17 protein-coding genes are annotated in these 23,596 nt (G+C 72.0%); 11 read left to right on the top strand and 6 right to left on the bottom strand.

Annotation, left to right across the window (positions count from 1 at the left end; genetic code table 11):
- Window positions 1–39 precede the first annotated feature (39 nt).
- From lanKC to ABZ953_RS01055, 3 genes are all read right to left on the bottom strand, one after another.
- Window positions 40–2,697 (bottom strand): class III lanthionine synthetase LanKC, encoded by a 2,658-nt coding sequence (gene lanKC, locus ABZ953_RS01045; protein WP_361714610.1) that lies wholly within the window; start codon window positions 2,695–2,697, stop codon window positions 40–42.
- Between the two features lie 221 nt (window positions 2,698–2,918).
- Window positions 2,919–3,152: a ferredoxin gene (locus ABZ953_RS01050; protein ID WP_361714613.1), complete on the bottom strand. Its 234-nt coding sequence runs from the start codon at window positions 3,150–3,152 to the stop codon at window positions 2,919–2,921.
- Complete coding sequence (locus tag ABZ953_RS01055; protein ID WP_361714616.1) at window positions 3,152–4,618, bottom strand: aldehyde dehydrogenase; 1,467 nt, start codon at window positions 4,616–4,618, stop codon at window positions 3,152–3,154. The genes ABZ953_RS01050 and ABZ953_RS01055 overlap by 1 nt, the downstream gene beginning before the upstream one ends.
- 184 nt (window positions 4,619–4,802) lie before the next feature.
- On the opposite strand from ABZ953_RS01055, the gene ABZ953_RS01060 reads away from it, so the two are divergent.
- From ABZ953_RS01060 to ABZ953_RS01090, 7 genes are all read left to right on the top strand, one after another.
- On the top strand, window positions 4,803–5,945 hold the full coding sequence (locus ABZ953_RS01060; protein WP_361714619.1) for an MBL fold metallo-hydrolase: 1,143 nt from the start codon (window positions 4,803–4,805) through the stop codon (window positions 5,943–5,945).
- A gap of 316 nt (window positions 5,946–6,261) precedes the next feature.
- Complete coding sequence (locus ABZ953_RS01065) at window positions 6,262–7,494, top strand: prenyltransferase/squalene oxidase repeat-containing protein (RefSeq protein WP_361714622.1); 1,233 nt, start codon at window positions 6,262–6,264, stop codon at window positions 7,492–7,494.
- A gap of 38 nt (window positions 7,495–7,532) precedes the next feature.
- Window positions 7,533–8,171 carry an SCO2322 family protein gene (locus ABZ953_RS01070; RefSeq protein ID WP_361715604.1) on the top strand — a complete coding sequence of 213 codons (639 nt, stop codon included), beginning with the start codon at window positions 7,533–7,535 and terminating at the stop codon, window positions 8,169–8,171.
- Between the two features lie 41 nt (window positions 8,172–8,212).
- Window positions 8,213–9,460 (top strand): energy-coupling factor transporter transmembrane component T, encoded by a 1,248-nt coding sequence (locus tag ABZ953_RS01075; RefSeq protein WP_361714625.1) that lies wholly within the window; start codon window positions 8,213–8,215, stop codon window positions 9,458–9,460.
- Entirely contained in the window at window positions 9,457–11,160 is a 1,704-nt protein-coding gene (locus ABZ953_RS01080) for an ATP-binding cassette domain-containing protein (protein ID WP_361714628.1), read from the top strand. Before ABZ953_RS01075 ends, ABZ953_RS01080 begins: the two co-directional genes overlap by 4 nt.
- The gene (locus ABZ953_RS01085) at window positions 11,157–11,987 is read left to right on the top strand and encodes an ECF transporter S component (RefSeq protein ID WP_361714631.1); all 831 of its coding nucleotides are present in this window, start codon (window positions 11,157–11,159) and stop codon (window positions 11,985–11,987) included. Before ABZ953_RS01080 ends, ABZ953_RS01085 begins: the two co-directional genes overlap by 4 nt.
- 276 nt (window positions 11,988–12,263) lie before the next feature.
- Entirely contained in the window at window positions 12,264–12,779 is a 516-nt protein-coding gene (locus tag ABZ953_RS01090; protein WP_361715607.1) for a transglycosylase SLT domain-containing protein, read from the top strand.
- Window positions 12,780–12,900: 121 nt separating this feature from the next.
- On the opposite strand, the gene ABZ953_RS01095 is transcribed toward ABZ953_RS01090, so the two are convergent.
- Both ABZ953_RS01095 and ABZ953_RS01100 read right to left on the bottom strand, forming a co-directional pair.
- Window positions 12,901–14,130 carry an alpha/beta hydrolase gene (locus ABZ953_RS01095; protein ID WP_361715610.1) on the bottom strand — a complete coding sequence of 410 codons (1,230 nt, stop codon included), beginning with the start codon at window positions 14,128–14,130 and terminating at the stop codon, window positions 12,901–12,903.
- 152 nt (window positions 14,131–14,282) lie between these two features.
- Complete coding sequence (locus tag ABZ953_RS01100; RefSeq protein WP_361714634.1) at window positions 14,283–15,452, bottom strand: steroid 3-ketoacyl-CoA thiolase; 1,170 nt, start codon at window positions 15,450–15,452, stop codon at window positions 14,283–14,285.
- Between the two features lie 252 nt (window positions 15,453–15,704).
- Between ABZ953_RS01100 and ABZ953_RS01105 the strand changes: the two genes are divergently transcribed.
- Window positions 15,705–16,949: a cytochrome P450 gene (locus tag ABZ953_RS01105; RefSeq protein ID WP_361714637.1), complete on the top strand. Its 1,245-nt coding sequence runs from the start codon at window positions 15,705–15,707 to the stop codon at window positions 16,947–16,949.
- A gap of 189 nt (window positions 16,950–17,138) precedes the next feature.
- The gene (locus ABZ953_RS01110; protein ID WP_361714640.1) at window positions 17,139–18,770 is read left to right on the top strand and encodes a hypothetical protein; all 1,632 of its coding nucleotides are present in this window, start codon (window positions 17,139–17,141) and stop codon (window positions 18,768–18,770) included.
- On the opposite strand, the gene ABZ953_RS01115 is transcribed toward ABZ953_RS01110, so the two are convergent.
- Complete coding sequence (locus ABZ953_RS01115) at window positions 18,721–20,769, bottom strand: bifunctional glycosyltransferase 87/phosphatase PAP2 family protein (protein ID WP_361714643.1); 2,049 nt, start codon at window positions 20,767–20,769, stop codon at window positions 18,721–18,723. The genes ABZ953_RS01110 and ABZ953_RS01115 overlap by 50 nt on opposite strands.
- Window positions 20,770–21,267: 498 nt before the next feature.
- Here ABZ953_RS01115 and proP point away from each other — a divergent pair, with 498 nt between their 5' ends.
- Together proP and ABZ953_RS01125 are read left to right on the top strand one after the other, a co-directional pair.
- Complete coding sequence (gene proP / locus ABZ953_RS01120; protein ID WP_361714646.1) at window positions 21,268–22,803, top strand: glycine betaine/L-proline transporter ProP; 1,536 nt, start codon at window positions 21,268–21,270, stop codon at window positions 22,801–22,803.
- A gap of 108 nt (window positions 22,804–22,911) precedes the next feature.
- Entirely contained in the window at window positions 22,912–23,589 is a 678-nt protein-coding gene (locus tag ABZ953_RS01125) for an O-methyltransferase (RefSeq protein ID WP_361714649.1), read from the top strand.
- Window positions 23,590–23,596 lie beyond the last annotated feature (7 nt).

A 23,596-nucleotide genomic window follows, 5' to 3' on the forward strand; every position in this document is an offset into this window, starting at 1 on the left:
CCTCTCTCTATGGGGATTTGTTCTTCCCTGTGGGTGGTGTCACGATCCCGCTGGGTCGCGGAACCGGGTATGGGGCTGCCGCAGTGGCGGCAGGAAGGGGACGTGCGCTCCGCTCTCGCCGAGTGCTCCGGCGAGTGCGAGGAGACAGCCGGCCGTCCCGGTGTGGAGATCCATGGACAGGCGCAGCATCTGGTTCCCCGGGAAGGCGAGCCGGCCCGCGTACGCCATGGTGAACCAGCCGAGTTCCTCGATCTGCGCGGCGACGTCCTCGGGCGTGATGCCGGGCGTGGTGCTGCGGTTGACGTGCAGCAGCAGTCCGGCGCGGCCCTGGAAGAGGCCGGGCTGCACGCAGAAGCGGGCGCGTGCGGCGGCCAGGATGCCCGGCCGTACGGCCTCGAAGGCGGCGTCGTCCCGGTGGGCGAGGTAGTCGTCGATGACCATGCCGATGCCGACGCTGCCTTCGCCGAGGTAGGGCATGGTGCGCCAGCCCTCGTTCACGGCGAGGCTGCCGTCCCGCGGCTGGGTCACGCACTGGGCGAGGTCCGTGCGCAGGGCGTGGGCCGCGAGGTCGAGGTGTGCGGGGTCGCCGCCGCGTTCGTACAGGCGCAGGAAGAGCAGGGCGGGTCCGGTGGCGCCGCGCAGCAGGCCGGCCCGGCGCCGTCCGATCTTCGGGGTGCTGTCGGCGTCCTGTGCGGTGAGGCGCTCGGCGAGCAGTTCCGCGGCGTGCTCCGCGTGGCGGGCCAGGGCGCTCTCGCCCGTGCTGTGCGCGAGGGCGTCGAGGGCGAGGCCGAGTCCGGCCAGGCCGCCGTACAGGTCGGAGGGGAGCCGCTGCCAGTTCTCCTTGAGGACGAGGGCCATGAGGTCGAGGGCGCGGGCGCGGTGGCCGAGCCGGTCGAGTACGTGGGCAACTCCGGCGAGGCCGTCGTGGAGGCCGAGCGGGGTGCCGGTCGGGGCGGGCGCCGCGTGGTCGAGGAGCCAGCGCTCGCCTTCCTCGTACCGTTCGGCGCCGCTCTCGGCGAGGGCGAGCAGCACACCGGCCGCGCCGTGCGCGAGGCCGAGCCCGCCGCCTTCGGAGAACTGGGCGATGTCGCCCGGGAAGAGCCGGTCGTCGCGGTCGGGGGTGGCCGAGGCGAGGATGGCCTTGACCATCGAGTCCCTGCTGTACGGCCAGTCGGCGGGGTCGACCAGAGGTGCGGCCTTCCCGGTCGTACGGGCGGCGCCGACCTGCCCGGCCTGCCCGGCCTGCCCGGCCTGCCCGCCGTGCTCGATCTCGGCCACCGCTTCGGCCAGGAACTCCGCCGGTACGTCGGGGAATTCGGCCGCGATGATCTCGGCGAAGTGGGCCGCCTTGCCGCGGTCGATGGAGAGCAGCGAGGTGATGGGCAGGAAGAGGGCGAGCCGCAGACACGCGAGGGCGTAGCGGTCGACGCCGGTGCCGGTGCGGTCCGGCGGTGCGAGGAACCCGGGGTGGGCGACGATCTGGCGCCCCCCGTCGCCCACGGCCGTCGCCGCCTCGAAGTCGAGGAGGGAGACGGACTGCTCGTCGGGGTCGACCATGATGTTGAAGAGGTGCAGGTCGTTGAAGACGACGCCGCGTCCGTGCACGGCGGCGACGGCCTCTTCGACAAAGCGGTGCATGCGCAGCGCCCAGGACGTGTACTCGGATATGTCGGCGGGGTCCGGCTCGCTGGTGAACAGCGGGTGGCGCTGGGCGAAGTACGAGTTGAGGGTGGCCCCTTCGAGGAAGTCCATGACGAGGAAGCGGTGGCCGTCGAGGAGGAACCAGTCGCGCACCTCGGGGGCGACGCCGAGTCCGGAGAGCTTCTCCAGGGCGGCCTTCTCGCGTTCGAGCCGGGCCACGGCGTCGGCGCCGTCGGAGGCGAGGCCCGCGTGCGGGCGGCCTTCCTTGAGGACGACCTTGCGGCCGTCGCGGGTGTCGGTGCCCGCGTAGACGCCGCCGCCGTTGGAGAAGTGCAGGGCCTTCTCGATGCGGTACGGCAGGTCGCCGAGGGTCGTCGTATTGCGGGCCTTGAGCGCCGGTTCGAGGAAGGCGGGCAGGGTCACCCACTCGGGGACCTTGAAGGCGGGGTCGCGCGGGTCGGGCACGAGCCGTCCCTCGCCGTCCTCGATGGCGGGCACGAGGGTGCCCTTGCCGTTGTCGCACATGCGCCGCGTGAAGGCGCCGTACCTGACGTACAGCGGGCCCTGGCGCCAGCGCAGGTCGGTGAGGATGTACGGGCCTTCGGTCCCGTCGAGGAGGTCGCCCAACTCGGTGACGACTTCCTCCAGTTGGGTCTCGTCGGCCGGGTAGACGGTGACGGCCTTGCCGCTGTGGTCGCGGCCCGCGTACTTGCTGTTGCGCAAGTGCAGCAGGTGCTTGGCCGGCACGAACTTGAAGGGGATGCTGCGCGGCACGCAGTAGTCCCACACCGTCGACGCGACGTGGTCCGCGTTCTCCAGGGTGGCGGAGACGTGGATCTTCCAGCCCTGCTGGGGGGCGGGGAGCGCGGCTCCGCTGTCGTCCACGGGGGCGAGGGCGAGCCAGTCGCCGAGGCGCCCCGAGCGCCAGCCCGCGGGAACGGGGCGGCGGGCCACCGGATACTCAGGGGCGCGCTCGGTGCCCTTGGACGACAGCCGGTCCGGGGTCTCGTAGAAGCGCCTGTCGGCCAGACAGTAGACCTCGTACCGCTTGTCCATGGCGTCCCTTCCCCGCTCGGCGTGGAGGAGAGATTTCCAGTACGCCGAGGGGCGGAACAGTCACGAGTGTCACCGGAACACCGTGCGGAACGCATGGGTAAAGTCACGTTCGCTCATGTTCGAGAGTCCAGAATAACGACGGACCGGACATATGGCGACGCCCGCGTCGTCACCGGGGTGAACTGGACGCGGGCGCAGGCCTGTTGAAGGTTCGGGGTGGGCTACTCCTCCGGCGGGAACACGACCTCCCCGCCGTCGGCCAGCGCGATCGTGATCGCCTCCACCGGGCAGCCCTCCGCGGCCTCGAGGACCTTCTCGTTGGCGTCGGTCTCGGCCGCGGTGGGGTGCGACTGGCGGGCGGTGTCCAGCTCGAAGCCGCCGGGCGCGGTCAGCACGCACATTCCCGAGCCGATGCAGACCGACCGGTCGACCTCGACGCGCCAGCGGTCACCCATCAGGCACCGCTCCCCTGGTAGCCCGCCGGGAGGTGGATCATCTTGTGCTCGAAGTACTCGCCGTACCCCTCGGGGCCGAACTCCCGCCCGAGGCCGGAGTTCTTGTAGCCGCCGAAGGGGCCGAGCATGTCGAGGCTGAAGGTGTTCACGGAGTACGTTCCGGTGCGCACCTGCCGTGCGATGTCGATGCCGCGCTCGACGTCGGCCGTCCAGACGCTGCCGCTGAGCCCGTAGTCGGAGTCGTTGGCGATCTTCACCGCCTCGCTCTCGTCGCCGTACGGCAGCAGGCAGATGACGGGGCCGAAGATCTCCTCGCGGGCGATCCGCATCGAGTTGTCGACGCCGCCGAACAGCGTCGGCTCGACGTACCACCCCTGGTCGATCCCGGCCGGGCGACCGCCGCCCGCGAGGATCTTGGCGCCCTCCTCCTGGCCGATGCGGATGTAGTCGAGGGAGCGCTGCTGCTGCCGCTGGGCGACGAGCGGGCCGAGTTCGGTGGCGGGGTCGAGCGGATCGCCGACCTTGAGTGCGGCGGCGGCCGCGGCGAAGGCCTCGGCGAACTCGTCGTAGCGGCTGCGCGGCAGGAGGATGCGGGTCTGGGCCACGCACGCCTGACCGTTGATCATCCAGGCGAACGGGGTGATGCCCGCGACCGCGGTCGCCGCGTCGGCGTCCGGCAGGACCACGGCGGCCGACTTGCCGCCGAGCTCCAGGGTCACGCGCGTCAGATTGCGGGCCGCGACCTCCATGACGCGCTTGCCCGCGGCGACGGACCCGGTGAAGGAGACCTTGTCGACGTCCGGGTGCCCGACGAGGTACTCGCTGACCTCGCGGTCGGCGCAGATGATCGAGAGCACCCCTTCCGGGAGCCCGGCCTCGGCGGCGATCTCCGCGAGGATGTACGCGTCCAGAGGCGCTTCCGGCGAGGTCTTGAGGATCACCGGGCAGCCCGCGAGCAGCGCGGGGCCGAGCTTGGCGGCGGCGGTGAACTGCGGGACGTTCCAGGGCACGACGGCCGCGACGACGCCCACCGGTTCGCGCCGGACGAGCAACCTGCCGAGGACCCCGTCGCGCTCCTCCTCATAGGTGAAGTCGCGGGCGACGGTGATGGCCGCGTCCCACGCCATCATCGCGGCGAGGGCCTGCACCATGACGCTGGACGTGTAGGGGGTGCCGTTCTCGGAGCTGATGACGCGGGCGATCTCCTCGTGGCGTACCGCGAAGCCGTCCTTGATCCTGGTGATGATCTCGATGCGTTCGTCGGGGGTCATCCGTGGCCACGGGCCGTGTTCGAAGGCGCGGCGGGCGGCGGCGACGGCGCGGTCCACGTCGGCGGGCGCCGCGTGCGGCACGCGGGCGAAGACCTCTCCGGTGTGCGGGGAGACGACGTCGATGACGCCCTTGCCGAGCGGGTCCACCAACTCCCCGCCGATGAACAGTTGTCCGTGTTCCACGAGCTCGGTCATGGCTGACTGCCTCCTGCGGAGCGCTTCCTGACACTTCCTGACACCGTTTCAGAACTGATACCAGTTCTAGTTGGAGGAGTCCACGGAAGGAACGGCCAACTCGGCCGCCAGTCGGTTGACTTGGGCGGCCATTGAAACCAGTTCTAGTTATAGTGGCGGCACCAGCGACAGAGACGAGGCGCCCATGACGCAGGTGAGCGGCACGCAACCGGGCGGCACGCAGCCAAGCGGCACGCAACCGGGCGGCACGCAGCCAAGCGGCACGCAACCGGGTGGCACGCAGCCGAGCGACCCGCCGGTACTCGAACACGGCGGCGGCGTCTGGAGCATCAAGGTCCCCATCCCCGACAACCCCCTCGGCTTCACCCTCGTCCACCTCCTGGACACCGACGCGGGACCCGTCCTCGTCGACACCGGCTGGGACGACCCCGACTCCTGGCAGACCCTCGCCGCCGGGCTCGTCGCGTGCGGCACCGCGATCGAGGACGTGCACGGCGTCGTCGTCACCCACCACCACCCCGACCACCACGGCCTGTCGGGAGCGGTCCGCGAGGCCTCCGGCGCGTGGATCGCGATGCACGAGGCGGACACGGCCGTGGTGCGCCGCACCCTCTCCAACCTGCCCCACCGCTGGTACGGCTACATGGCCGCGAAGCTCACCGCCGCGGGCGCCCCCGCCGACCACGTCGCCCCGCTCGTCCGGGCCCGCGACGAAGGGCGGCCCCGCACCCTGCCCGGCCTGCGCCCCGCCCTGCCCGACCGCGACATCGCCCCGGGCGAACTCCTCGCCCTGCCGGGCCGGCGCCTGCGGGCGATCTGGACCCCCGGCCACACACCGGGCCACGTCTGCCTGCACCTGGAGGAGGACCACCCGACGGGCCTGCCCGGCAACGGCCGCCTCTTCTCCGGGGACCACCTGCTGCCCGGCATCACCCCGCACATCGGGCTCTACGAGGACCCCGACGACGACGCCGTGACAGATCCCCTCGGCGACTACCTCGACTCCCTGGAACGCGTCGGCCGACTGGCCCCCGCCGAAGTCCTCCCCGCCCACCAGCACGCGTTCACCGACGCCCCCGCCCGCGTGCGCGAACTCCTCGCCCACCACGAGGAGCGCCTGACGGGCCTGCGCGCGCTGCTCGCCGAGCCCCGCACCCCCTGGCAGATCGCGCGGCGCATGGAGTGGAACCGCCCCTGGGCCGAGATCCCCTACGGCTCGCGCAACATCGCCGTCTCGGAAGCGGAAGCCCATCTGCGGCGCCTGGTGAAGCGGGGCCGCGCCGAGGCCGTGGCCGGGAGCGACCCGCTCGCGTTCGTGGCGGTGTGACCCGAGGCGCCCGCGGACCGGCCGGTAGAGTGAGTACGTCGTCCTCACGTCCGCGCAGGGGGAAGCCGGTGCGAATCCGGCGCTGACCCTTCCCCAAGCTCTCGGCTTCGCTCGAGCAGGGGAGGCCCCAATCCGTATGCCAGACCATGCGGAGAGCCGGAATGCCCGGTGCGGAACGTGACCGGCTCGCGTCACCAGGGACCCCCCGGTGAGCGGCACCGTCGAGGTATACGGAGCCGGAGCCGCCCGGAAGCCGTGCTGCCCGCACGGCCCGCGGCGCCCGGCTCCCCCGCAGGGAGAGGCAACCCGCCCCATCATGAACGTTCGTCGCAGCGCAGCGGTCCTGGCCGCCGTCGCCGTGTTCGGCTCGGCCACCGCACCGGCCGCCTTCGCGGACGACAAGTCGCCGTCGCCCTCGGCCGCGCTCCCCTCGGGCCTCTACGGCAAGACGGACCCCAAGTTCGACGGCGTCTTCCGCCAGTCGTACGCCCTGCTCGCCCAGCACACCGAAGGCGTCGAGCCCGCCGCGAAGGCCGTCGACTGGCTGACCGGGCAGCAGTGCGCGAGCGGCGGCTTCGCGCCGTTCCGCGCGGACGCGGCCAAGCCGTGCGACTCCAAGACCACCGTCGACAGCAACTCCACCGCCGCCGCCGTGCAGGCCCTCGCCGCGCTCGGCGGCCAGGACAAGACGGTGGACAAGAGCGTCCAGTGGCTGAAGTCGGTCCAGAACAAGGACGGCGGCTGGGGCTACAACCCCGGCATGCCCTCCGACGCGAACTCCACCGGCATCGTCATCGGCGCGCTCGTCGCGGCCGGTGAGAACCCCGCGTCCGCCAAGTCCAAGGGCGGCAAGTCCGCCTACGACGCGCTGCCGAAGCTCGCCATGGACTGCGGCAAGGACGGCGGCGCCTTCGGCCTCGCCGACGCCAAGTCCGGCAAGCTCTCGCCGAACGCCGACGCCACCGCCGCCGGTGTGCTCGGCAGCCTCGGCCGCGGCCTCGTCGTCGCGCCCGCCAAGAAGGCCGCGTCCGGCGCCCCCGAGTGCGCGAAGCCGGACACCACCGCACAGGCCGCGAGCAACGGCACCGGCTACCTCCTCGACACCCTCGGCAAGACCGAGGACCACCTGATGTCCGCGATGCCGGGCGCCACCGACCAGCCGGACGTGGGCAACACCGCGGACGCCGTGGTCGCCCTCGCCGCCGCCGGGCAGCAGGAGCAGGCCGAGAAGTCCGCCAAGTGGCTCGCGAAGAACTCCGCGGCCTGGGCGAAGCAGTCCGGCCCCGCCGCCTACGCCCAGCTGGTCTTCGCCGCCAACGCGGCCGGTATGGACCCCCGCGACTTCGGCGGCGCCGACCTCGTCAAGCAGCTCAACGCCCAGGGTCCGGCCCCGCAGTCCGCGGCGGACTCCGCATCCGCGTCGAAGAGTGACGAGAAGAAGGACGACGACGGCGGCGTCAGCGTCTGGTGGATCATCGGCGTCGGCATGGTCGCAGGCATCGGCATCGGCTTCCTGTACAGCGGCAACCGCAAGAAGAAGCAGCTGTGACGCCAGGCCGTGGGCGGCGCGGGCAGCGCGATCGGCTGATGCTCGGGGCGCTCGTCGCCGCCGTCGTCGGCCTCCTCGTGGCCGCGCCCGCCCAGGCCGCCGGGTACCGCTACTGGTCGTTCTGGGACCGGGACGGCAGCGCGTGGACGTACGCCAGCCAGGGTCCCGGCACCGCCCGCCCCGACGACGGCGCCGTGCAGGGCTTCCGGTTCGCGGTCTCCGAGGACTCCAAGGACGCCGCGAAGCCGCGCGGCGCCGCGGACTTCAAGGACATCTGCGCGGACACCCCGGCCGAGGACGGCCGCAAGCGCGTCGCGCTCGTCGTCGACTTCGGCACGTCGGGCGACGCGCCCGACGGGGAGAACCCGCCGAAGCCGCGTACCGCCTGCGCGCGGGTCGCCGAGGACGCCACCAGCGCCGAGGCCCTCGCCTCCGTCGCCAAACCGCTGCGCTACGACAGCAAGGCCCTGCTCTGCGCCATCGACGGCTACCCGAAGTCGGGCTGCGGCGAACAGGTCGCCGGTGACGGCAGCGCACGCGAGGAGACGGCCTCGGACACGGGCTCCGACCACTCCGAGGACGACGGCGGTCCCTCACTCGGCCTGATCGCCGGGGGCGCCGCCGTCGCACTGCTCGGCGGTGCGGCGGTCTGGCAGTCCCGCCGCCGCCGCGGCTGACGCCGCCGGACACAGACACAGACTCGGACTCGGACGGCACGATGACGGACCACGGCAGCGGCGCGCCCGGCCTCCTGCGGCGCCGCCTCGCCCCCGAGGCGCACCGGAGCAACGCCCTGCACCCGGGTGCCTGGTGGGTGTGGGCCATCGGCCTCGGCACCGCCGCGTCCCGCACGACCAACCCGCTCCTGATCGGACTGCTGATCGGCGTCGCGGGCTATGTGGTGGCGGCGCGGCGGACCTCGGCGCCGTGGGCGAAGTCGTACGGCGCGTTCGTGAAACTGGGGCTCGTGGTCATCGCGATCCGGCTCGTCTTCGCGATCGTGCTCGGCTCGCCGATCCCCGGCACGCACACCGTCGTCACGCTGCCCGAGGTGCCGCTGCCCGACTGGGCCAAGGGTGTGCGCATCGGCGGCCGGGTCACCGCCGAGGGCCTGGCCTTCGCGCTCTACGACGGCATCCGCCTTGCCGGGCTGCTGATCTGCGTCGGCGCCGCGAACGCGCTGGCCAGCCCGGCGCGGCTGCTCAAGTCGCTGCCGGGCGCGCTGTACGAGGTCGGGGTCGCCGTCGTCGTGGCGCTGACCTTCGCGCCGAACCTCATCACCGACGTGCAGCGGCTGCGGGCCGCCCGGCGACTCCGCGGGCGCCACGACAAGGGCGTACGCGGACTGCTGCAGGTCGGGCTCCCGGTGCTGGAAGGCGCCCTTGAGCGGTCGGTCGCGCTGGCCGCCGCGATGGACGCGCGCGGCTTCGGCCGCACGGCTCCCGTCCCCGCCGGGGTGCGCAGGGCGACGACCGTGCTGACGCTCGGGGGCCTGATGGGCGTCTGCGTCGGAACGTACGGACTGCTGACCGCGCAGGGCGCCACCTACGGACTGCCCGTACTGGCCGTCGGCCTCGTCGCCGCACTCACGGGCCTGCGACTCGGCGGCCGCCGCTCGGTGCGCACCCGCTACCGGCCCGACCCGTGGGGCGTGCGCGCCTGGCTGGTCGCCGGGTCCGGGGCGGCGGTGGCGGGCCTGATGATCTGGGCCGCGTCGTCCGACCCGGCCGCCCTGCACCCCGGAGTCGTCCCCCTGACCGCACCGGCGCTGCCGCTGTGGCCCGCGGCGGCGATCCTGCTCGGCCTGCTCCCGGCGTTCGCGGCACCGACACCGCCCGAGCCGACACCGCCCGAGCCGACATCACCGGGCCGACCCGGCCCGCATCAGCCCGCCCCCGCGGAGAAGCCCTCCCCCGCGGCCTGGCGTACGGCCGCCTCCCCCACCCCTCCCGAGGAGACCTCATGATCCGTTTCGAGGACGTCTCGGTGACCTATGACGGGGCGGCCGCGCCCACCGTGCGCGGGGTCGATCTCGCCGTGCCCGAGGGTGAGCTGGTGTTGCTGGTCGGCCCGTCCGGAGTCGGCAAGTCGACTCTGCTCGGCACGGTGAGCGGGCTCGTGCCGCACTTCACCGGGGGCACGTTGCGCGGCCGCGTGACCGTGGCGGGCCGCGACACCCGTACGCACAAACCGCGCGAACTCGCCGACGTCGTCGGCACGGTGGGCCAGGACCCCCTCTCGCACTTCGTGACGGACACGGTCGAGGACGAGCTCGCGTACGGCATGGAGTCGCTGGGCCTCGCCCCGGACGTGATGCGGCGCCGCGTCGAGGAGACCCTCGACCTGCTCGGCCTCGCGGACCTGCGCGAACGCCCCATCGCGACCCTCTCCGGCGGCCAGCAGCAGCGCGTCGCCATCGGTTCCGTGCTCACCCCGCATCCGCGGGTCCTCGTCCTGGACGAGCCGACCTCCGCGCTCGACCCGGCGGCCGCCGAAGAGGTCCTCGCCGTGCTGCAGCGGCTCGTCCACGACCTGGGCACCACGGTCCTGATGGCCGAGCACCGCCTGGAGCGGGTCGTGCAGTACGCGGACCAGGTACTGCTGATCGGCGCGCCCGGCGAGCCGCCGGTGCTCGGCGATCCGGCCGCGCTGATGGCCCGCTCCCCCGTGTTCCCCCCGGTGGTCGCGCTCGGCCGCCTCGCGGGCTGGTCGCCGCTGCCGCTGACGGTGCGCGACGCGCGGCGCAGGGCGGGCGCGCTGCGCGAGCGGCTCGCCGACGCGGTCCCGCCCCGGGAGACCGGGGCCGCCGCGCCTGCCGCGCCTGCCGCGGAGCGGACGCCCGGCCGCCGGTCCCGGCTGCGCAAGGAACGTACGCCCGAGGAGACACCGTCCGCGTCCGTCGAACGCCTCGCCGTGCGCCGCGGCCGCGTCGAGGCGCTGCGCCGCGTCGACCTGACCCTCGTGCCCGGCGAGACCGTCGCCCTGATGGGCCGCAACGGCGCCGGGAAGTCGACCCTCCTGTCCACCCTGGTCGGCCTGCTCGAACCCACCTCGGGCACGGCCCGCGTCGGCGGCGCGGTCCCGCACCGCACGCCCCCGCGCCGGCTGATCCGGCACGTGGGCCTGGTCCCGCAGGAGCCGCGCGACCTCCTCTACGCGGACACCGTGGCCGCCGAGTGCGTGGCCGCCGACCATGACGCGGACGCGCCGCCCGGGACGTGCCGCGCCCTGGTCGGCGAACTGCTGCCCGGCATCGCGGACGACACGCATCCGCGGGACCTCTCCGAGGGCCAGCGCCTCGCGCTCGCCCTGTCGATCGTCCTGACCGCCCGGCCGCCCCTGCTGCTCCTGGACGAGCCGACCCGCGGCCTCGACTACGCGGCCAAGTCCCGCCTGGTCACGATCCTGCGGGGGCTCGCAGCCGAGGGGCACGCGATCGTCCTTGCCACGCACGACGTGGAGCTGGCCGCCGAGATCGCCCACCGGGTGGTGATCCTCGCGGACGGCGAGATCGTCGCGGACGGCCCCACCGAGGAGATCGTGGTGTCGTCGCCGTCCTTCGCGCCGCAGGTCACGAAGGTCCTTGCGCCGCAGGAGTGGCTGACGGTCGCGCAGGTGCGGCGGGCCATTGACGCGGGTGACGCGGGCGGGGAGGAGTCGTCGTGACGGCCGTCGCGAAGGCGCAGGCCCGCCCCATCCGCCTGGGCCGCCGCTCGATCGCCGCGCTCGCGCTGGTCAGCGCCGTCGGGGTGGTCGCCTTCGGGTGGCCGCTGCTCGCGGGCGGCAACTCCGGCCTCGCCCAGCACGCGCAGGACGCGCCCTGGCTGTTCGCGGCGCTGCTTCCGCTGCTGCTCGCCGTGGTGGTGGCGACCATCGCGGACGTCGGGCTCGACGCGAAGGCGATCGCGATGTTGGGGGTGCTCGCCGCGGCGGGTGCCGCGCTGCGGCCGCTGGGCGCGGGGACGGCGGGCATCGAGCCGATGTTCTTCCTGATGGTGCTGAGCGGGCGGGTGCTCGGTCCGGGTTTCGGGTTCGTGCTCGGGGCCGTGTCGATGTTCGCTTCGGCGCTGCTCACCGGCGGTGTCGGGCCGTGGATGCCGTTCCAGATGCTGTCGATGGGCTGGGTCTGCATGGGCGCCGGGCTGCTGCCGGGGCCCGACACGCTGCGGGGCCGCCGCGAGCTGTGGCTGCTCGCGGCCTACGGGGCGGTGTCCTCCGTGCTGTACGGCACGGTGATGAATCTGCAGGGCTGGCCCTACCTCGGCGGTCTGGCCACCGGCGTTTCCTTCGTGCCGGGCGACCCCCTCGTGGACAACCTCGGCCGTTTCATCGCGTACTGCCTGGCCACCTCGCTCGGCTGGGACCTGCCGCGGGCCGTCGTCACGGTCCTGCTGAGCCTGGCGCTCGGGCCCGCCGTCCTGAAGGCGCTGCGCCGGGCCACGCGCCGGGCGGCGTTCGAGGCGCCCGTCACATTCGAGGCCCCGAAGCCGTAGGCGGGCCGCGACCCAGCGTCACATCGGGGTCCCGTCGGGGTGAGGCGGCCCACAGGTCTTTGGTCCTCTACTAGGCGAGGCCGTAGCTCCACATCTTGGCGTGCCCACACCAAAACGCGCTCCGACCTGCGCATTGAGAGCCACGTCACACGACGGACGTTCGTCACAGATGCGACTTCCACTAGTAAATACGGACATTGCATCCACCCGGGGTCGGCTGTTTCTGTGGATGAGTCGCAAGGCGCCGACGACCCCTCAGGGACGCGGCGCCGCCGCATGTCCCCCACGTTCCACGACGTGCACCGCGCCGCCCCGTCCCCCACCGGAAGGTCCTCTGTGTCCGCCTCGCTCATCCGCCGCATCGCTTCCCCGAAGAAGGCCATCACCGGCGGCCTCGTCGCCGCCGCCGCTTCCGGCATGGTCTTCGCCGCGGCCCCCGCTCAGGCAGCCACCCCGACCACCACGAAGGCCGCCGCCCCGGCCGCCGCCCACGCCGCCGCTCCCACGTCCGCCAAGGCGATCGCCAAGAAGAAGATCACGGACCCGGCCCAGTTCGCCGCGTTCGACAAGATCGTCTCGCACGAGAGCGGCTGGAACGCGAGCGCGAGCAACTCCTCGTCCGGCGCGTACGGCCTGGTCCAGGCCCTGCCCGGCTCGAAGATGGCCTCGGCGGGCGCCGACTGGAAGACCAACCCGGAGACCCAGATCGAGTGGGGTCTGAAGTACATGAACGAGCGCTACGGCAGCCCGGTCGGCGCCTGGAACCACTGGCAGGCCAACGGCTGGTACTGAGCCGCAGCCACCCGGCCACCCGGCCACCGGCCACCGCAGCACCGAAAGAGGCGGCAGCCCCTGCAGAAGGGGTTGCCGCCTCTTTCGCGTGCGCGGACTGAATCGTACGTTCGGGCCCGACTCAGGGCATCGAGGCGAACCACCGGGCGATCTTCGGCGCGGCCTTCGCGACCGACTCCATGTGCGGCACGCCGCCCTGGTCCATGACGGGCGCCCGCACGCCGTGCCCGGCGAGGTCCGCCGCGCAGCTGCGGGCGTTCCCGATGGGCACGTCGGTGTCGCCGCGGGCCGCGTAGAGGCGGACGGGAGCCCGCGGCTTCCAGTCGCAGGAGCCGTCATTGGCGGCCAGCGTCTCCTTCAGACCGCCCGTAGGGTGCTTGAGCCGCTCATAGAAGGAGGGCGTGATCAGTTCCTTCACCGATCCGGGGAGCGCGCCGATGACCTCCTCCTCGCTGTGCCGACCGTCGAAGAGCTTCTCCACCCGGTCCGCGTAGGGGGCGCGGAACGCCTCGGAGGGATCCTTGTAGATCGGGTGCAGCCGGTTCTGGGCCACCAGGAAGTACGAGAGGTAGAAGACGCCGCTAGTGCCGTTGACCCGGCCGTCGTCGAGGGCGGGCATCTCTTCGCCGGAGAGGTCGTAGGGCCCGCTGACCGGGGCGACGGCCCGCGTCGTGAACCCGGATTTTCCTCCCTTCAACTCCCGGGCCAGCGCCATCGCCACCTGCCCGCCCTGCGAGAAGCCGGTGAGGTACAGATCGCCGGAGAGCGCCCGCCCCTGCCGGTCCGCCGCGCTGCGCGACGCCCGCAGCATGTCCGCGGAGGCCGTCACCGCCGAGCGCGTGTCCATGTACGGGTGGGTGCCGGGGCCCTTGCCGAGCCCGAGGTAGTCCGGGGCGGCGACGGCCTTGCCCGCGGCGGCGTGGAGGTAGGGGCTCAGGCGCCCGGAGTCCTCGGCCACGGAGGGCGCGTAGTCGCGGTGGACCATGGTGCCGTGGGTGTCGGAGACGAGGCCGAGGCTCCGCCCGCCGGAGACTTTGGGCAGCACGAACAGGCCGGTGGCGGTGGTGGCCTGCCCGTGCACGTCGACGGTGCGATAGGTGAGGCGGTACGCCGTCACCCCGTACCGCACGGTGCCGGTGGCGAACTTCCCCTCCGCGAGGAACGCGGCGACCTCGGCGCGGCTCAGGTCGGCGACGGGCGTGACGTGCAGGAGGTCCCCCCGCCCAGCGGACGGCGCCGTCTCCGCCGCCTGAACGGCAGGCGCGGCGACGAGCCCACCGAGCATCAGGGTGGCGAGGGCGAGGGCTCCTCGTCGTACGGAACGGGCTTGGTGGCGAGTCGAGTTGGTCATAGTGGTCATACGGAAACGCTACGAAGCGGGCCGCGCGGACGATATCCGAGAGACCCCCCACGAGGGGGTGTACCTACGACCACCAATCCAGCCCGTCCGGCGTTTGAGGGACGAACTCGGCGAAGCCGGTGACAGACCGAGCCCCGGCCCCGCTACAGCCGCTGCAAAATCGTCCCCGTAGCCACCGCACCCCCCGCACACATCGTCACCAACGCGAACTCCTTGTCCCTGCGCTCCAGTTCGTGCAGCGCGGTCGCGATCAACCGCGCCCCCGTCGCCCCCACGGGATGCCCGAGCGCGATGGCGCCCCCGTTCACGTTCACCTTCTCCAGGTCCTGCCCGAAGACCTGCGTCCAGCTCAACACCACGGACGCGAACGCCTCGTTGATCTCCACGATGTCGATGTCCTTCAGGGACATCCCCGCCTTGCCGAGCACCGCGCGCGTCGCGTCGACCGGCCCGTCGAGGTGGAAGTGCGGATCGGCGCCGACAAGGGCCTGGGCGACGATCCGCGCCCGCGGCTTCAGCTTCAGCGCCCGCGCCATCCGCTTGGACGCCCACATGAGGGCCGCCGCGCCGTCCGAGATCTGCGAGGAGTTGCCCGCCGTGTGCACGGCGGTCGGCATCACCGGCTTCAGGCGGCCGAGGCCCTCCATCGTGGTGTCGCGCAGCCCTTCGTCGCGGTCGACGAGCCGCCACATGCCCTGCCCCGCGGACTGCTCCTCCTCCGTGGTGGGCACCTGCACGGCGAACGTCTCGCGCTTGAAGCGTTCCTCGGCCCAGGCGACGGCCGCCCGCTCCTGCGAGATGAGGCCGAGCGAGTCGACGTTCTCGCGGGTGAGGCCGCGCTTGCGCGCGATGCGCTCGGCGGCCTCGAACTGGTTGGGCAGGTCGACGTTCCACTCGTCGGGGAAGGGCTTGCCGGGCCCGTGCTTGGAGCCCGAGCCGAGCGGCACCCGCGACATCGCCTCGACGCCGCAGCTGATGCCGACGTCGATGACCCCGGCCGCGACCATGTTGGCGACCATGTGGCTCGCCTGTTGCGAGGAGCCGCACTGGCAGTCGACGGTGGTCGCCGCGGTCTCGTACGGCAGTCCCATCGCGAGCCAGGCGGTGCGCGCCGGGTTCATGGACTGCTCCCCGGCGTGCGTCACCGTGCCACCGACGATCTGCTCGACGCAGTCGGCGTGGATGCCGGTGCGCCCGAGGAGTTCGCGATAGGTCTCACCGAGCAGATAGGCGGGGTGGAGATTGGCGAGCGCACCTCCGCGCTTGCCGATGGGCGTGCGTACTGCTTCGACGATGACGGGTTCCGCGGCCATGGGCTCGTCCTCTCCCTCCACGCCCCGCGAGCCGTCCCGGCGGCTCGCGGGTAGAACTAGTACGCGTTCTAGTTCCGTGCAGCAGTCTGCTGAGCCGAACCCCGCCCCCGCAAGGGTCTTGCACGCATCTTGCCCAGGACCCGCACGCAACCGGACCCGCCGCGGGCCTTGCCTCTTGTAGAACCCGTTACTACCTTTCGAGCGAGCTGCCCTGATGGACCGTCAGAACCATGCCCACGCCTGGAGTTGCCGATGACCTGTCCAGCGCTGCCCGACGGGTTCGACTTCACCGACCCCGACCTGCTCCAAGACCGCGTGCCCCTGCCGGAGTTCGCACAGCTGCGGCAGACGGAACCGGTGCGCTGGGTCACCCAGCCGCCGCGGATATCCGGTTACGACGACGCGGGCTACTGGGCCGTCACGCGGCACGAGGACGTCAAGTACGTTTCCACGCACCCCGAGTTGTACTCCTCCAACCTGAACACCGCGATCATCCGCTTCAACGAGACGATCACCCGTGATCAGATCGAAGTCCAGAAGATGATCATGCTGAACATGGACCCGCCCGAGCACACCCGGGTCCGCCAGATCGTGCAGCGCGGCTTCACCCCGCGCGCCATCCGCTCCCTGGAGGACGCGCTGCGCACCCGCGCCGCCTCCATCGTCGAGACGGCCCTGGCGAACGCGGGCCCCGACGGCTCCTTCGACTTCGTGACGAACGTCGCCGTCGAGCTGCCGCTACAGGCCATCGCCGAGCTGATCGGCGTCCCCCAGGCGGACCGCTCCAAGATCTTCGACTGGTCCAACAAGATGGCGGCGTACGACGATCCGGAGTACGCCATCACCGAAGAAGTCGGCGCCGAGGCCGCGATGGAGATCGTCTCCTACGCGATGAACCTCGCCGCGGCCCGCAAGGAGTGCCCCGCCAAGGACATCGTCAGCCAACTGGTGGCGGCCGAGGACGAGGGCAACCTCTCCTCCGACGAGTTCGGCTTCTTCGTGATCCTGCTCGCCGTCGCCGGCAACGAGACCACCCGGAACGCCATCACCCACGGCATGCACGCCTTCCTCACCCATCCGGACCAGTGGGAGCTCTACAAGCGCGAGCGCCCCGCGACGACCGCCGAGGAGATCGTGCGGTGGGCGACGCCGGTGGTCTCCTTCCAGCGCACGGCCACGCAGGACACCGAGCTCGGGGGTGCGCGGATCAAGAAGGGCGACCGGGTCGGCATCTTCTACTCCTCGGCCAACCACGACCCCGACGTGTTCGAATCACCGGAGAAGTTCGACGTCACCCGCGACCCGAACCCGCACCTCGGCTTCGGCGGCGGCGGCCCGCACTTCTGCCTCGGCAAGTCCCTCGCCGTCCTGGAGATCAACCTCATCTTCAACGCGGTCGCCGACGCCATGCCCGGCCTGCACCTGACCGGCGACCCGCGCAGGCTCCGCTCCGCCTGGCTCAACGGCGTCAAGGAACTACAGGTCAGCACCGGCTGACCCGCTTCCAGACCGCCTCCAGGGAGGCAGGGGCGCCCTTCTCACGCCCGCGCCCCTGCCTCCCCCCGGCGCGGCCCAGCCAGCCCAGAGGCGACCTATCAGGTCAATCACGTTTACTGAACCAACGTTTCCGTTGCACGTAGCGTCCTGAGAAGTGAACCTTGCCTCCCCTGGACTCGAACGGAAACGGTGGCCGTGGTCTCTGCCGATGTCTCGCTCTCCCCGCCCGGCAGTGCGTCCACCGGCCGGAACGCTCCCCTCCGCCCGTTCCTGCGGCGCTTTCGCGTGCCGCTCCTCGCCACCGTCCCCACCCTTCCGCTGTACGCCGTCTGGGTGGCGTTCCTCGCCACCGGCGGCGGCGACCTCGCGGCGCAGGAGGCCTGGGCCAGATTCGCCTCCGAGCACGGCACGGCCGCGTACAACCTCTTCTGGTACGGCGGCATGCACACCGCCAACTACAGCCTGATCTCGCCGTATCTGATGGCCGCGCTCGGCGTGCGGACCGTGACGGTGCTCTCCGGTGTCGCGGGCGCCTGGCTGGTCGCCGCCCTGATCGAGCGCACCGGCATCCGAAGACCGCTCTGGCCCGCGGTCCTCGCCTCCCTCGCGATCTGGTGCAACGTGGCCTCCGGGCGCACGACGTTCGCCCTCGGCCTCGCCTTCGGCCTCGCGGCCTGTCTGGCCCTCGTGGGGAAGCGGCGCGTGATCGTCGCGGTGGTGTGCGCGGCGCTCGCCACCATGGGCTCCCCGGTCGCGGGGCTCTTCCTCGTCGTGGCGGGCGCGGGCTACTTCTTCGTACGCGACTGGGCACGGGCGGCGACGCTGATCCTGCCGCCCGTCGTGGTCGTGGCGGTGACCACGGTGCTCTTCCCCTTCACCGGCGAGCACCTGATGCCGTTCGACCGGATCTTCCCACCCGTGCTGTTCAGCCTGGCCCTCATCCTGGCGGGGCCGCGCCAGTGGCGGGTGCTGCGGTGGGGCGCCGGCGTCTACGCGGTCGGGACCGTCCTCACGTATCTCATCGCATCCCCCATCGGCACCAACGTCGAACGGCTCGCGGAGCTGGTCGGCCCCGCCCTGCTGCTCGCCGCCCTGCTCGTGCCCGGCCTGTCCCGGGCGCGCCGGGTCGCGCTGACCGTGGCGCTCGTGCTCTCCTCGGCCTGGGTGACGCAGAAGACCGTCGACGACCTCGCGGTCTCCACGAAGGTGCCGAAGTGGGCGGTCGACACCCACGGCGTGGTGCGGGAACTGGAGCGCCTTGAGGCCAACCGCACCCGCGTCGAGGTCGTCCCGACCCGCAACCACCGCGAGGCCACCGCCCTCGCCCCGTACGTGAACATGGCGCGCGGCTGGAACCGCCAGCTCGACATCGAGCGCGGCCGCCTCTTCTACGACGGCTCGTTCTCGGGGGCCACCTACCGCAAGTGGCTCGACAAGTGGGCCGTCGGGTACGTGGTGCTGCCCTCGGGCAAGCCGGACGGCTTCGCCGAGGACGAGGCGGAGCTGGTGGCGGGCCGTCCGAAGTGGCTGGAGCCGGTGTGGAGCGACGCGCACTGGCAGATCTTCCGGGTGAAGAACCCGGTGCCGCTGGTCTCCGAGCCCGCCGCCGTCGTGCGCTCCACCGGGTCGAACGTGGTGGTACGGGTCCCCAAGCGGGGCTCGGTGACCCTGCGCCTCGTGTACTCGCCGTGGCTCCGGGCGGAGGGCGCCTGCCTGAAGCGGCACGGCGAGTTCACGCGCCTCTCGGTACCCGCGCCGGGCACCTACGAGATCAGCTCCGGCTACGGTCGTTCGCGGGGTCGTCCTGCGGCGTGCCGCTGACCGGCTCCGGCAGTTTGCTGAGCGGCTCCGCGCCCGTGGCCACCCTCAGCGGTTGGCGCACCCGGGGCCCGGAGAGCAGATAGGTCAGGCCGAAGCCCGCGCCCACCACGGCCGCACCGCCCACCGCGTCGAGCACCCAGTGGTTGCCGGTGCCCACGATCGCGGACACCGTGAAGAACGGGTGGACCAGGCCCAGCGCCTTCATCCACCACCGGGGCGCGACGACCGCGATGACCAGACCGCACCACAGGGACCAGCCGAAGTGCAGCGAGGGCATCGCCGCGTACTGGTTGGTGAGCTGGGTCAGCGTGCCGTAGTCCGGCTGTGTGAAGTCCTGCACGCCGTGCACGGTGTCGATGAAGCCGAGGCCCGGCATCAGGCGCGGCGGGGCGAGCGGATAGGCCCAGAAGCCGATGAGCGCGAGGACCGTCGCGAAGCCGAGCGCGGAGCGCGCCCAGCGGTAGTCGGCGGGCCGACGGACGTACAGGACGCCGAGGACGGTCAGCGGCACCACGAAGTGGAACGACGTGTAGTAGAAGTTGAAGAAGTCCTCCATCCACCCGGTCCGCGCCGTCAGGTGGTTGAACCAGCGCTCCAGGTCGATGTGGAGGAACTGCTCGATCGAGTGGACCTGTTCGCCGTGCTGCTCGGCGGTGGCCCGGCCGCCGGAGATCGTGCCGCCCGTCGCCGCGAGCCTGACCTGCTGGTACGCGGAGTAGCCGACGCGGATCAGGAGCAGTTCGAGCAGGAGGTTCGGGCGGGTCAGGACGCGCCGCCAGAACGGCACGAGCGGTACCCGGCTCCAGCGCGCCGGGACGGGCTCGGCGTACTCCGTGGGGATGGGGCCGCGGTACTGCGGGTGCGACCGGGAGAGGAACGGCACGACGGCGGCCGCGGCGAGCGCCGCGATCAGCACGACGTTGTCCCGGATCGGCTCGGTGACCGGCATGTTCGGCAGCATCATCTTGGCGGGCAGCGTCGACACGAGGACGACGGCCACCGGCCACATGTAGCGGTCGGAGCGGCGCTTGCCGACCCGGCCGACCACCGCGAAGAGCACCCACAGGAGCTGGTGCTGCCAGGTCGTCGACGACACCGCGACCACGACACAGCCGGTGATCGCGACGGCCAGGAGCAGCTGCCCGTCCTTCGCGTACCGCACGGCGCGGCGCAGCCCCACGTAGACGAGGGCCAGGCTCAGGGCGATGAAGAGCCCCGTTTCCAGCGGGCCCTCCAGGCCGAAGCGGAGCAGCATGCCGTGCAGCGATTGGTTGGCGGTGGCGTCCGGCCCCACGCCCAGGCCCGCTCCCGCGAAGTGGTGGATCCAGTACGTCCACGAGTCGTGCGGCATCGCCGCCCAGGTGAGGGCGGTGCAGACGGCGAAGGCCGCGCCGGTGGACGCGGCGGCCTTCTTGCGGCCGGTGAACCAGAGCAGCCCGGCGAAGAGCAGCATGGTCGGCTGCAGGGCGACGCCGATGCCTGTCAGGATGCCGCTGGCCCGTTCGCCGCGGACCGCGAAGAGGCCGAGCAGGACGAGCAGGACCGGCAGGATGCTGGTCTGGCCGAGGTGCAGGGTGTTGCGCACCGGCAGCGACAGGATGAGCAGGCTGATCGCCACGGGTGCGGCGAGCAGCGAGGTGCGCCGGGTGACGGGCTGCGGCAGGGCGCGGGCCGCGACGAGGCCGAGCACGACGACGAGGCCGAGCGTGCCGAACGTCCAGGCCCAGCCGAGCGCCTGTTCGCCCGCGCGCGAGAGCGGCTTGAGGACGAGGCCCGCGAAGGGCGGCCCGGTGAACTTGTCGGCGTCGTAGAAGGAGCCGTTGACGTGCAGGACGCCCTCGGGACCGATCCAGGCGTCCAGGTCGGTGAACCGTTCGCCCTTGGGGGTGCGCAGGACGTCGGCCACCTGCCGGACGGCCAGGACGGCGGCGATCAGCCAGAGGCCGACCCTGGCCGCTCCGATCCGCGCCTCCGGGTCACCTGCCTGCCCCGCTCCCAAGGCATTGCCCGGTCCCGGTCCCCTGTGCTCGAAGTTCACCACGCGCCGTCGGCCCTCCCGCCCCGTCCGTCATCTGTGCGGCCCCTGTCCGTGCGGGGCCCGCCTGTCCGTGAGGGGCACGCGCGCCCTTGTGGGACCCGCGTGTCCGTGCAGGGCCCGCGTACGGCCCGTTCCGTGCAGGGCCCGCGTACGGCCCGTAGAGATTCCGCGCCCTGTTGTGAGACGCACGCAACCACCGTTTCACCTGGCAGCCACATCGATTTCTATCGGCCTCCCGGCATCGGTGTGCCACCGGGGTACCCCTACGGAGTTGCGGAACCCCAACCCCAGGATGACTCCTCCAGCCCCGGCGCGTGGTTCCCGGCCCGAGCAGCGACATAGATCACAAAGGCGCCTTATCCCCGCCACCTGCGGAAACACCGTTTGACCTGGACAGAAGCGGTTTCCGCGCGCTCTGCGGCCAATCGGACACCGACCGTAATGATGCCCCCTGCACCTATGGTCGCTTTTCGGGCCGCCCCGGTTTCCGGGCGCGGCCTCATCCTTGTCGTCGATCGAGAGCAGGCGAGCGAACCCTTGGCGAGCGCCACACCCGTCGCACTACGCAAGCCCGAGCCTTCGCAGACCCCGCTGTCCTCGGCGGGACGCCGCCCCGGGGCGGGTGGGGAAGCGGCCGCCCCGGACGTCACCGTCACCGACCCCGCGATGGTGAAGCGCGCGGTGAAGGCGGCGGCCCTCGGCAACGCGATGGAGTGGTTCGACTTCGGCGTCTACAGCTATATCGCCGTGACGCTCGGCAAGGTCTTCTTCCCCTCGGGCAACCCGACGGCCCAGCTGCTCTCCACCTTCGGCGCCTTCGCCGCGGCCTTCCTGATCCGCCCGCTCGGCGGCATGGTCTTCGGCCCGCTCGGCGACCGCATCGGCCGCCAGAAGGTCCTCGCGCTGACCATGATCATGATGGCGGCGGGCACGTTCGCGATCGGCCTGATCCCGTCGTACGCGGCGATCGGCGTCTGGGCCCCCGTCCTGCTCCTCCTCGCCCGTCTGGTGCAGGGCTTCTCCACCGGCGGCGAGTACGCGGGCGCTTCCACGTTCATCGCCGAGTACGCGCCCGACAAGAAGCGCGGCTTCCTCGGGAGCTGGCTCGAGTTCGGCACCCTTGCGGGCTACATCGGCGGCGCGGGCCTGGTCACCCTGATGACCGCGCTCCTGTCCACCGACGACCTCCTCTCCTGGGGCTGGCGCATCCCGTTCCTGATCGCGGGTCCGATGGGCCTCATCGGCCTCTACCTGCGGATGAAGCTGGAGGAGACCCCGGCGTTCGCAGCGGAGCTGGAGAAGGCGCACAAGGACGAGCAGTCGCGCGCGAAGGTGCGGCTGCGCGACATGGTCACGGGCCAGTGGAAGGCCCTCCTCCTCTGCATGGGCCTGGTCCTCGTCTTCAACGTCACGGACTACATGCTGCTCTCGTACATGCCCAGCTACCTGACCAGCGAGCTGAAGTACGACGAGACGCACGGCCTGCTCGTCATCCTGGCCGTCATGGCGCTGATGATGTGCGTCCAGCCCTTCATGGGCGCGCTCACGGACCGGGTGGGCCGCCGCCCGGTGATCGCCGCGGGCTGCGTCGGCTTCTTCGCACTCTCCATCCCCGCCCTGCTCCTCATCCGCGAGGGCTCGCTGTGGGCGATCGCCCTCGGCCTCGGCGCGCTCGGCCTGCTCCTGGTCTGCTTCACGGCCTCGATGCCGTCGACCCTCCCGGCCCTCTTCCCGACGAAGATCCGCTACGGCTCCCTCTCCATCGGCTTCAACATCTCCGTCTCGGTCTTCGGCGGTACGACACCGCTGATCGTGACGGCGCTGATCGGCGCGACGGGCAACAAGATGATGCCCGCGTACTACATGATGGCGGCGGCCGTGATCGGCGGAATCGCCGTCTGGTACCTGACGGAATCGGCCCGCAGGCCGCTGCCGGGTTCGCCTCCGGCGGTGGAGACGGAGGCGGAGGCGACGGCTCTGCGCGAGGCGCGCTGACGTCCGTCGGGGCAGCCCAGTTTGCGAGCCGCCACTGACAATCCGCCGCTCCCCCCGTAGGCTCATTAGCGAAACTAACTAGACAGTCGAAGGGAACGCGTGAGCCGCATGAACCAGCAGCAGTGGAACTCCGTCGACGCCTACTTCACCGACCTCCTCGCCCCGGCCGACGAGGCCCTCACCGCCGCCCTGCGCGACAGCGACGCGGCCGGCCTGCCGCACATCAACGTCGCCCCCAACCAGGGCAAGCTGCTCCACCTCCTCGCCCAGCTCCAGGGCGCCCGCCGCATCCTGGAGATCGGCACCCTCGGCGGCTACAGCACCATCTGGCTGGCCCGCGCCCTGCCCGCCGACGGCCGCCTCATCACCCTCGAATTCCGCCCCGAACACGCCGACGTGGCCCGCGGCAACCTCGCCCGCGCCGGGCTCGACAAGACCGTCGAGGTCCGCGTCGGCCCCGCGCTCGACTCGCTCACGGCACTCGGCGCCGAGCACACCGCGCACCCCGAGCCGTTCGACCTCGTCTTCATCGACGCCGACAAGGCCAACAACCGGCATTACGTGGAGTGGGCGCTCGAACTCACCCGCCCCGGCAGCCTGATCGTCCTCGACAACGTCGTACGGGGCGGCGCGGTCACCGACGCCACCAGCACCGACCCGAACGTGGTCGGCACCCGGGCCGCGCTGGAACTCATGGCGGAGCACCCCAGGTTGAGCGCCACGGCGGTGCAGACGGTGGGCACGAAGGGGTACGACGGGTTCGCGCTGGCCCGCGTACTGGCCTGACGGAGCC

Origin of the sequence: Streptomyces sp. NPDC046465 (assembly GCF_040646035.1) — a bacterium.
Taxonomy (GTDB): Bacteria; Actinomycetota; Actinomycetes; order Streptomycetales; family Streptomycetaceae; genus Streptomyces.